At 60.9% G+C, this 557-nt stretch carries 1 protein-coding gene; it reads left to right on the top strand.

Annotated elements, in window-relative coordinates:
* Nucleotides 1-557: M24 family metallopeptidase (locus tag NKJ55_RS35535; RefSeq protein WP_352453947.1), on the top strand; the 557-nt coding region annotated here is incomplete at both ends.

The raw sequence follows: 557 nt of genomic DNA, 5'->3' as shown, positions 1-557 counted from the left end.
GCAGGAAATAGATTATCTGCGCCGCGCTGCCCGGCAAGTTGAAGCGGGCCTGCGCGCTGGCATCGAGGCTATTGCGCCCGGCGTCACGGAACAAGAACTCGCTGGCGCCGCGTTCAGCGCATTGGCGAACGCCGGGTCGGAAGAGCCGCTCCTCGGTGGCTTCACTTCAGGCAATCGAACAAATCTCATACACGGATCCTATACTGATAGGCGCCTGGAACGTGGCGATATCGTCTATTTTGAACTCGTCGGGACCTGTCGAACATACGATGCAAAATTGATGCGCACAGCCATCGTCGGTCCGGCGAGCGCTGAGCAGCAGCGTATCGCCGAGACCATGATCCGCGTCCAAGACGAGGCCATCGCGCTGATGCGGCCAGGCACACCGGCCAGCGTGATCGACCGAGCTTGCCGCGAGCCGATTCTGGCGGCTGGTCTGCGCGAGACATACACCAACCGTACCGGTTATTCGCTTGGTCTCAATTACCGCCCATCCGCCGGCGAATTTATCCGCGAGTTCCTGCCGGGCGTAGAATGGGTCCTTGAGGCCGGAATGG

This window comes from Mesorhizobium sp. M0106, assembly GCF_040322715.1.
Lineage (GTDB): Bacteria > Pseudomonadota > Alphaproteobacteria > Rhizobiales > Rhizobiaceae > Mesorhizobium.
Note: the sequence above shows the minus strand (reverse complement) of the source record. Positions and strands in the feature narration are given on the sequence as shown.